Here is a 9,944-nt window from a genome sequence, read left to right on the forward strand (position 1 = left end):
CCTGGTATTTAGGCGCTTTGATCTCTGGCTTATTCTGATGACCGTCGGCTATGGAGCTGATATGCCCCTTGCCTGGGGCTGGATTCTGATTCGGGTACTGCGCGGTGAGAAGCTCATCAACCCCATTACGCTGCCCATTGACAACCGCCTCTGTGATGTTGAGCTGACCGTCGAGAAAATCCGATTTGGTGTCCAGATCGCAGTTCTCCTGGCACTTTTAACATTGACACGAAACACTCCCATTAAAAAGTCAGACCTACCCTTTTGTTTTTTCGCTGGCAGCGTTCTTCTGGTTGTCCTCTTTCACCGGGCTCTCCAACTTCAGCGACAGCTCAGAGCATGGAAAGCTGTGGGGGGCAAGATCGGGATGCCTGCACGGCAGCGGCAGGGGTACGGCACAACAGAAATCGAGGAAGGTCAGTGATCCAGCAGCAGAAAGAGCAGCCCAAGCCACCTGCTCATACATTTCGTGCGACACGCGAGCTATGCATTGCGGAGGGGTTCTGGAACTTGTGCTTCGTCGCGGTGCAAAGTAGTGTTCTTCCCTACCTACCTCAGATGTATGGGCGCGTTTTGTCACCGAGTCTGACCTGGTTGGCCTGCCTCACCGTGTTAATTTTCGGGGGATTTATTGTCTACAAAATTGCCCTCGCAGCCCGCTGGTTCTGGCGCATCAAGTACCTCACGCAGCCCGTCTATGTGGAGCCGACACACTGGCAAGACCAGTTTCCCTTCACCCGAAAACGACTCGTCCTAAGAACCCTCGCTGTTGTTTTGACCACCTTGATTGCTCTAGGCGCACTGTTTGGCCAGGTATTCTCACCTATGCTTCTGGGCTATTACCTCGCCGTCCCCTGCATGATCGTCTCCGTGATCGCGGGCTGGAAGCACTTCAGAAAGCGCTGAAGCTTACTCGGTAATGATAAAGGAAAACGCACGTTCGCTGTGGAACTAGTGCCGTGTGCAGACCATTCGCATTACCAAAGACGCTGCGCGGGCGTTTCTGATCCGCGCTTTTGCTTTAGACTCCTGGCAGAGCCTCCCCGATACTGAGAGCGCCATCAAGGCGCTGGAGTTTGTGCAGGAGGACTCGATCCCGATCTGTGGGCGGATGCACGAGCTGATTCTATGGCCGCGTGTGAAAGACTACGCCCCCGAGAAGCTGACCGAGACACTCTACGGCACTTCAGCTAGCGCTTTTGAGATCCATTTCCCCAATCTTGCGGCCCTGCCCCGCGCCGACTACCCATACTTCGTGCACCGCAAGAAAGCAAGACAGACAGAGCCGGGGCGGTGGCAGGGCTTGTTTCCCGAAGAGGAGCCCGTCGCGGCGGCGTTTTTGGAAGCGCTCGATACCCACGGCCCGCTCTCCACGCGCCGCCACGGAAACGAGTTTGGGCACATGCGCTCCGGCTGGGGCACGCAGGCCACGGTGGTTTCGCAAGTGGCCGAAAAGCTCTGGCTCCAAGGCGTGCTGGGAATCGCGCACCGCAAGAACTTCGAGCGCTACTTCGATAGATTAGAGCGCGTCGCGCCGGAGCTGGCCGCGTGGCACCAGAAAGACGCATCAGAGCTTCCGGATCCCACGGAGACAGCGCGCTATTTGGCCCGTAAGCGCCTCAAGGCCAAGGCACTCTTTCGACCGGGGCGCGATGACAAGGCAACACTGGGCGAGAGTGCGTTCTGTAAAGTGGAGATCGAGGGGCTCACCAAGCCCTGGTACTGCCTCACCGAAGATGCTTCCCTCCTCCCAGGATTGGGAGGCGAGATCGAGGGGCTAAGGCTACTCGCCCCCCTCGACCCGCTGGTCTACGACCGGCAACGTACTCGCGAGATCTTTGACTTCGACTACACCTGGGAGGTCTATGTCCCGGCAGCAAAGCGCAAGTGGGGCTACTATGTCCTTCCGATTCTGCACAACGGCAAGCTTGTGGGCCGCGTGGACCCGAAACGCGATACCAAGACCGACACACTCCAGGTTCTCTCGGTACTGTGGGAGCCCGGCGTTGATGTCGAATCACTCTCAAAGCTCTTAGAAAGGCAACTGGAAGAATTTTCAGGTTTCCTGGGAGTCAGCCAGCTTCATATTTGCAAATAACTTTCATTTCCTGCTTGACAGAACCCGGACAAGCGGGTAAACTTTTGCGGCCTCAGTGGGAACATTCCAACAAGGCATTTCGTACTAATCCGGGGGCACGACTCTTGCGTGGCTCCTCGATATCGTTCATTAAAAAAACAACCATCCCAAACGCACGCGCGGAGCGGCGCGGCCCGACGATCTAGGACGTGGCCTCCGGCGTATAAGGAGCCTTCGTATGGCGGCAGCCATAGAAATTAAAAACCTAACCAAACAGTACCCCGTTCCCATGAAGCGTGAGGTTGTCAACGCCGTTGACAATCTCTCCGTCACCATTGGAGAAGGCGAAGTCTTTGGCTTCCTGGGCGCAAACGGCGCAGGAAAGACCACCACCATCAAGATCCTGCTCGGCCTTATCTATGCCACGCAGGGTGAGGCCTATGTGCTCGGCAAGCCCGCCGGGGACATCGAGGCAAAACACAAAGTGGCGTACTTGCCCGAGTCACCGTACTTCTACGAGCACATGACCGCCCGTGAGATCGTGACGTTCTATGCCCAGCTCTTTGGCATGAAAATCGAAGACGCCAAGAAAAAAGCCGACGAGCTGGTGGACTTTGTAGGTCTTGGGGGAAAGAGCGATGTCAATAAGCGCGTCGCCGAGTTCTCCAAAGGAATGCGACAGCGCGTCGGCATTGCCCAGAGCCTCATCAACGACCCGGACTTGCTCTTTTACGACGAGCCGACATCGGGCCTGGATGCCATTGCACGCCGCGATATCCGTGACCTGATGCTCGAGCTAAAGCGCCAGGGTAAGACCATGTTTTTATCCAGCCACCAGCTCGAAGATGTCGAGATGGTCTGTGGCCGTGCCTCGATTATCCACAAGGGTAAGCTCCAGGTGATTGGCACCATGGACGAGCTCCTTGGTGGTGAGCGTGTGGAAGTAACGGTCGTCAAGCCGTCTGCGGAGCTGACAGGCAAGCTCGCGGGTATGGAGAGCAGCGAGTTTGATGGCAAGCTCACCGTTTCCGTTGCCAACACCGATGTCGGGGGTCTCCTGGATGCGATCCGTGGTGCTAAGGGCGATGTCTTCTCCGTGGTTCCCAAAAAGCGCCGCCTAGAGGATATCTTCGTCGAGATTGTCGGCGAGCGCATTGACTCCGCGACGGGTAGCCTTGCCTCTACCGGCGACCGCCCGCTCGATGGGAGTGAGTCGAAGCCGACCGCCAATAAATACAAGGACTTGATGGACAAATAAATGAATACCGCAATCGTTATCGCTCGCAATACCATCAGCGAAGCTCTACGCAAGAAAGTGCTCAATGCCTTTCTCATGGTCGGATTTGCCATGCTCGTGCTGACCTTCGCCTTCCAGCAGTTTGCCCCGCGTCAGGAGCTAACCCTGGTTAAGGGAATGGGCCTGGGAATTATCTCCATGGCTGCCCTGCTGATCACCGTGATCCTCTCAATCAACCTCGTCCCCACCGAGATTGAGCGCCGCACGATCTACACCATTCTCTCCAAACCCGTACGTCGCCATGAGTTCCTACTGGGCAAGTACTTTGGTGCTGCCAGCACGATCTTCATCAACGTCGGCCTGATGGGACTCGCCTTTGTGCTGGCGATTGTCCTCAAGCAGCGCGGCGCGGACATGGGTAGCTCGTTCAACATGTTCAAGGGCATCTGGATGATCTACTGCCAGATGGCACTGCTAAGCGCAGTGGCGATCTTCTTCTCGACGTTTCTCTCGCCGCTGGTAAACTTCTTCCTGACCTTCTCTCTGTTTATCGTGGGGAACCTCTCCAGCTTCACGCTGGATCTGGCCAAGAACACACAGAATGTCTTAGCGAAGGGCTTCTTTACCATTGTCCACTACATCGTGCCCAACTTCGGCAACTTCAACTACACTAACCCGCTGGTGCAGGCCAATGTGCAAGTAAAGTCCGAATTAGCACTCCTCACCCAGAATACGATCTATGCCGTGGTGTATGCTACCGTGCTGCTGATCATCTCCATTCTGGTCTTTGACCGACGTGAGGTGTGATGATGAAAAACTTTCTTGATGCCGTTCGGGGCAATCCCAAGCTGACCGCGGGCATGCTTGCCCTGCTCGCGGTTCAAGGGATTCTCCAATCCCGAATAGATGTAATCCGTAAAGATCCTAATATCGAGCCTCCTTCTACGCGAAAGTCACTAGGAGGACTGCCGTTTGAGTACGCGCTAGGCGCGGTCTCGGGCTTCCGGCAGGTGATTGCGGGGCTCCTCTGGGTGCGCGCCGACTCGTTCTTCCACTCGGGGAACTACGATGCAATTCTGCCGCTCCTGCGCCTGATTACCTGGCTCGACCCCAACTGGCTGGATGTTTATTCCACGGGTGCCTGGCACCTAATGTACAACTTTACCGACACCGACCAGCGCTCGGATCGCCGCTACCTGCCCGTTGGCATTGCACTTCTCAACGAGGGAATCGAGGCCAACAGTACGGTCTTCGATCTCTATAAAGAGAAGGGCTGGAATCTCTTCGACAAGGTCAAGGACTACGACGAGTCGGTGAAGGCCTACCAGCAAGCGCGCGACAACGACCCTGCGCATGACATCAACATGGTAGAGCACTTACTCGCCCATGCCACAGAGCGCTCCGGAAACCCAGAAGGGGCGGTCAAGGCATGGGAAGCGGCGATGGCAGCTCATAAGCAGCGTATGGATGCTGCCAAGGGCACTCCAACCGAGGCCGATGCCATGTCCCGCAATACCCAGGGCCTCAACAATGCCACCAAGAACCGCCGCATGGTCAGTGTGCGTGGCTACTGCCGCCCACGGGATATTGCACGCCTCGGCCAAGTGGATACCAACATGTCCTTCAAAGTCACTCGCGTTCGTCCTCGGGTGCTTCGCGTGGAAGGAACTTGGAACCTAGTCGGCTGTATAAAAGATCAGTATGATGACCTGAGCTTCGATGATCAAGGCACCCCCAAGGCGGCCACGATCTCCAGTGGAATCGTCATGGATGGCCCGGTAGATGGTGCACGAGTTGACATCCGGCTTCAGGATGCGGGCTATGCCATACCCTCCCCGAAAGAGTTCAGCTTTGAAGTTCCCGATACGCTGACCATCATGCAAGATGCGATCAACTCTCGTGGAGGGAAAAAGACGCTCAGAGGTAGCCTCTGTGCGATCAATACAGGGGCGTCTACGGATCCTAACCAGGAGCGAGCGGGAGTCTATTCCTACAAAGACGATGCAAGCGCCCCGAAAGGCGTGCCCATTGTAAAGGCACTGGCTGCCGGGCAGCTCTCCCCACTGGGGCAGCTCCAACTGGCGACTCTGGTCTTTCCGCCCTCGACCCGCAAGAAGAAATTCTATACTCAGGCAGATGTCCCTGGGATCATTAGTGAGATCAAGGCAGATGCAACCAAGTTGAAGGGGCTCACAGATCGCAAGTTCTATGTGGCTCTGGAAGATAAATTGATGCCCAGCGAGTTCGGGCAAAAACGTGAGATAGACATGAGCAAAGACCCGAAGATGTACAGCTTCAAGGCTGATGCCTATGATCTGATTCTCGGGTTTAACCCACGCATTGCCCCCGACTTTGTCCAGGATCGCCTCGGCTGGAATGGGGAGGGTATGACCGATAAGCGCTACTTAAGAACGGATATCAAGCCCGGTCTTCGGATGCTCTCTGTTAAGCTCAAGCTTACCCGCGACGATATTGTTGGCGCGGATACCAAGGTTCTCTTTGACGATAGCAAGGGAATTGGGCTGGATAAGATCCAGAAATAATCCCACTTTCTATGCCCCGGAAGCCTGTCTTCCGGGGCTTTTTATTTTAGTTGAGACTTCGGGTTTGTCCCAAACAACCGTGTCATCATCGTACCAAGCCGTTGCCAGAAGCGTCGGAACCGTCCCCTCAGTAGCCAGTGTCAAACCACAGCGCCCAGCGAAGCGCTCCACAAACGCCCGAATGAGCTTCACCATTGCCAAGCGGATCTTGGGGTCATCCACGGTACTGTAGAGATGAAAGCCTACCAGACCATCGTCCGTTGTCAGTGCCAGGAGCTGGCGTGCCACAATCCTCCCTTTTTCGTCGCGCCCGTAGAGCACCCGTTTGTTGGCATCGGCGGCATTGGTGACCGTCGAGTAGGAGTTGCAGCCTCCAAAACTCAGGCAGGTGTCGAAGTAGTTTCCCATCTGGAGCACAGCCAGCGGATCGGTCTCCAGCTGTAGCTGAAGCCAGCCACCGGGTAGCTCGTCACAGCACAAGCGCTCTTGCCAGTCACTTTGCCACGCTAGGCTATCTACTCCGCGCTCTTCGAGGGCTTGCAGAAACTCCCGATTTGCTTTCTGGCGGAGAGCCCAGCGGGTATCGCCATCACAGTAGGCCCGGAGCAGTCGAATCAAGAGCCGACGGTTTGGCTCGATATCCAGGCTCAGGAGCACCGCGTTCATCATATCGGGTGTCATCTCAACGGAGAGGGCACGACTTCCAATGAGGCTCTGGAGACGAGCACGATAGACTTCCTGAATAGCAGCCGCCAGAGCCACAGACCGAAGCTTTTGTGCTTGCTCCGCGACGCAGGCCTGAAGCTCTTCCCGTACCTGAGCCCGCAGGCGCTCCGGCTGAGCAAGGCGCGTCTGTAAATTTGCTAACCTAGCTCCGGCGCGGTCAGGGTGGCTGGCAAGAAATGCCGCCTCACGCTCCAGACGCTCCGGGAGAGCCAGGGCACGCTTCATTCCCGGTGTTGGTGGCTCCAAGGCGCACCAGAGCACGTCCGAATTTTCCGGAAGAAGCGCCACAATCTCGGTCCATTCCTCCGAAGTCGACATTGAACTGGGCCGTAGCATCTGGAGAGGCTGGAGGGCGTCCAAACCGAGCCGTAGCGCCTCCCCAAGCTGTGCCATCTGCTCCATCGTCCGCCGGGGGTGTTTGAGAAGCTGCTCCGAGAGTATGGGACGAAGCTCAGGAAACCGGGGAAGCTCCTTACAGATCCGCTCAGCAGAGTGAAACGGGAGCCAGTCGAGATCCAACGGAAGCACCTCGTCATAGAGCTTGTGGAAGAGGGCCTCATCATCGCCCGCCAATGCAATGGCAACGGGGAGCCGTGACATTCTTGTGGAGGCGGTGAGTCGTGCCACGAGTCCGGGAAGCCAGCCAAGAGGAACCGACGGCAAGATCGAGAACAGCTCCCGCCAATCCCAAGAATCCCAGCCTTCCTGAGACGTGAGTGGCACGAGCAGTGGAAGCTTGGGGGCTAGCCGCACAAGCTGACGGCGATCCTCACGCGAGCCGTTGTCTGCAGAAAAAACAATCGCATCAAAAAACGCTTCCTTGGCCACCATCGGCAAGGTTCGCAAAACACGGAGAAGCTCGCCAAAGTCCCGACGAAACTCACGGGCTGAGCGATAGTTTTGGAACACTCCGGCCAGGACGGTGTCGGTGCGATGAAACTCTTTCAGGAGGGCCCAGAGGAGCGGATAGAGCGCCGGGTCGGGCACCGTTAGAGACATCGCCCCTAAACCATTGGCCTGTAAAACGTCCTCCGCGAGAGAGAGGCTCTGCGAGTGCACCACGAGATTGTGGAGGCGCTCCACGGTCAGGTGCTGATGGGCACGCCACTTCTGGGCCTTCTCCAGCAGCGCCGCATCGCGCCGTACTCCCATCAGCCGCTTTTTGACCGTCAGCTCGGGCTCCGGCCAGAGCGAGGCGATGTTACGCTCCAGAAGCTCAAGCCACTCAGCGCGAGTGTCGAGGGCGAGTATAGGGGCAAGAGCTTCGTCCATGCCAGGCACGTTGCACGAGCGCAGGGCACGTACCAAACGTAGTGCAGCAGGCAGGCTCTCCATAGGCAGTGCGCTCCAGTCCACTCCGGCACAAGCGAAAGCCTTTAAGGCCACCACGGAGTCCAGTAGTCCCAGTAGCCTGCCGGGCGAGATCCCTTGACGAACGGCACGACGCAGAGACTGTGGCGTGAGAGTAAAGAGTGGGAGTGCTTGCAGTGAGGAAGCATCTTGCCCCAAGCGCGCCACCAGATCGGGGTGACGAGGCAGTGGCGCTCCCTGCTGACATATCTGTTTCACTAGCGCCAGCAAGGGACGTGCATCGTCTGTGAGGAGCCAGTCTTGCTCCAGTGCTTGAAGCGAAGGCAGCGCCGCCGTTCCCTGCTGCGCCAACATCGTGCTAGGAGAGAACGGAAGCTCATTCTCGCATAGTGCCTCAATGACCAGCCAGTCAGACAGATCCGTTGGGGCAAGGGAGAGCCAGCGCTTGGCACGCTCTAGTTGTCGCTGTAAAGGATCAACGCCGCGTAGCTCATAGAGCCGCTTTTGGGTCTTCCAGAGGAGGTCTGCATCGGGAATCAAGCCGCCCCACGAAAGGCGTTCCTCTGTCTTAGACCATGACAGAGGTGCGTCCAGCCACGCGACCTGTGCCAGCAAGACATGCTCGCCTAGGTGTGCTCGTTTTTGTTCTCGTCGTCGTACTGCCACTTCAGCTCTGTATCGTCCGAGATTTCAAAAAAGCAAAAGGGAATTCTTGGGAACTGTTAGGCAATATCTTCCGTTAGACCGGCTATGATACAAAAAAATTCTTCTCTTGACTGGCCACAGTGGCGTGGTCCGCGCCGTGATGCGCATGTTCCAGGCTTTAAGACTCCCTCTAAGTGGCCCGCTCAGCTCAGTAAACAATGGTCTATTAACGTAGGCGAGGGACACTCGTCCCCGATTATCGTCGGAAACCGCGCCTTTGTGATTGTCCGGCAGGGCACCGATGAGCACGTGCTCTGCGTGGACATGGCGACGGGAAAAACTCTCTGGAAAGACGTAGTCGCGGCTCCGTTTGATAGCGTGATCTTCCCCGCACAGCGCCTTGGGAAATCCCCCCGCTCCACACCGCTCTGGCACGACGGGAAGCTCTATACCATCGGTGTGAATGGCCTAATGACGTGCTTCGATGCCAATAAGGGCAGCATTCTCTGGCGCAAGGACTTCTCCAAGCAGTACTCCATTCCCATGCCTGTCTGTGGCGCGTCGCTCTCGCCGCTGATTGATGGCAAGAAGATCTATGTCCATGCGGGCCACGAGGCCACGGGCTCGTTCTTGGCGCTAGACAAAGACACCGGAAAAGAGCTCTGGGCGTGGAAGGGCGAGGGACCCGGCTATACGTCACCACAGCTGGCCACGATTGGCGGAGTACGGCAGCTGGTCACCGCATCGCACAACATGTGGCTGGGACTCAGTCCCGAAAACGGGGCGCAGCTCTGGAGCCTGGCCAATCGCCAGAACATGTTCAACCACAACTCTATCACCCCCGTCATTACAGGCGACACGGTGCTCTGTGGGGCCAACCAGCGCGCCACGTTCGCCCTCAAGCTCAGCCAGAGCGGCGGCAAGTGGTCAACCTCAAAGCTCTGGGAGTCGCGGGATGTGACGATGTCCTCCTCTAGCCCTGTGCTGGACGGCAAGCGTGTCTACGTGGTTAACGAAAAGCGACGCGGGCAAGTGGCCGTGATGGACTTTGCCACCGGAAAAGTGATATGGGAGTGCCCCGGCAACAAAGGCGAGCAAGTGACGATCTTTGATATCGGCCCTTCCCTTCTCGTCTCCTCTCAAGGCGGTGAGCTGTTTGTCTACCAGAAAATGGGAGATACATTAAAAGAGCTTGCCAAGTACGAAGTGGCGGATTCTGCCATGTGGTCAAGCCCCGCGATCTCGGGAAACCGCCTTCTGGTAAAGGGTGCGTCCACACTGGCTCTCTGGAATATTCCCGCCTAAGAAAAATCCACTTTAATCTCCTCTTCATAGGTAGCGTGATACAATCGCGCTACCTTTATCTATTTTACAGGAGTCCTTTTTATGAAAAAAAGAAGTGTGT

At 56.7% G+C, this 9,944-nt stretch carries 8 protein-coding genes; 7 read left to right on the forward strand and 1 reads right to left on the reverse strand.

The annotated features are described in order from the left end of the window. The 6 genes from RMO15_RS26765 to RMO15_RS26790 form a co-directional block, all read left to right on the forward strand. Nucleotides 1–424, forward strand: a 424-nt coding sequence (locus RMO15_RS26765; protein WP_309720020.1) for a hypothetical protein, incomplete at its 5' end; no start/stop codon positions are given. Then, nucleotides 421–906, forward strand: coding sequence for a hypothetical protein (locus RMO15_RS26770; protein WP_309720023.1), 486 nt, complete (start codon nt 421–423; stop codon nt 904–906). The genes RMO15_RS26765 and RMO15_RS26770, both read left to right, overlap by 4 nt. A 55-nt stretch (nt 907–961) precedes the next feature. Then, nucleotides 962–2,098 carry a crosslink repair DNA glycosylase YcaQ family protein gene (locus RMO15_RS26775; protein WP_309720026.1) on the forward strand — a complete coding sequence of 379 codons (1,137 nt, stop codon included), beginning with the start codon at nt 962–964 and terminating at the stop codon, nt 2,096–2,098. 268 nt (nt 2,099–2,366) lie between these two features. Continuing rightward, nucleotides 2,367–3,335 carry an ABC transporter ATP-binding protein gene (locus RMO15_RS26780; RefSeq protein ID WP_309720029.1) on the forward strand — a complete coding sequence of 323 codons (969 nt, stop codon included), beginning with the start codon at nt 2,367–2,369 and terminating at the stop codon, nt 3,333–3,335. Next, nucleotides 3,336–4,121, forward strand: coding sequence for an ABC transporter permease (locus RMO15_RS26785; RefSeq protein WP_309720030.1), 786 nt, complete (start codon nt 3,336–3,338; stop codon nt 4,119–4,121). Nucleotides 4,122–4,123: 2 nt separating this feature from the next. Continuing rightward, entirely contained in the window at nt 4,124–5,857 is a 1,734-nt protein-coding gene (locus RMO15_RS26790; protein WP_309720033.1) for a tetratricopeptide repeat protein, read from the forward strand. 9 nt (nt 5,858–5,866) lie between these two features. Here the strand turns inward: RMO15_RS26790 and RMO15_RS26795 are convergent, their stop codons facing one another. Beyond that, a complete protein-coding gene (locus tag RMO15_RS26795; protein ID WP_309720036.1) occupies nt 5,867–8,560 on the reverse strand; it encodes a hypothetical protein in 2,694 nt (897 codons plus the stop codon). Between the two features lie 84 nt (nt 8,561–8,644). Between RMO15_RS26795 and RMO15_RS26800 the strand changes: the two genes are divergently transcribed. Continuing rightward, nucleotides 8,645–9,844 (forward strand): PQQ-binding-like beta-propeller repeat protein, encoded by a 1,200-nt coding sequence (locus tag RMO15_RS26800; protein WP_309720038.1) that lies wholly within the window; start codon nt 8,645–8,647, stop codon nt 9,842–9,844. The last annotated feature ends 100 nt before the right edge of the window (nt 9,845–9,944 follow it).

This window comes from Armatimonas sp., assembly GCF_031410135.1.
GTDB lineage: Bacteria > Armatimonadota > Armatimonadia > Armatimonadales > Armatimonadaceae > Armatimonas.

What these genes read in the sequence shown, in the direction of transcription:
- RMO15_RS26780 (WP_309720029.1), top strand. Translation starts at nt 2,367, where the DNA reads ATGAAGCGTGAGGTTGTCAACGCCGTTGACAATCTCTCCGTCACCATT.
- RMO15_RS26785 (WP_309720030.1), top strand. Translation starts at nt 3,336, where the DNA reads ATGAATACCGCAATCGTTATCGCTCGCAATACCATCAGCGAAGCTCTA.
- RMO15_RS26790 (WP_309720033.1), top strand. Translation starts at nt 4,124, where the DNA reads ATGAAAAACTTTCTTGATGCCGTTCGGGGCAATCCCAAGCTGACCGCG.
- RMO15_RS26800 (WP_309720038.1), top strand. Translation starts at nt 8,645, where the DNA reads ATGATACAAAAAAATTCTTCTCTTGACTGGCCACAGTGGCGTGGTCCG.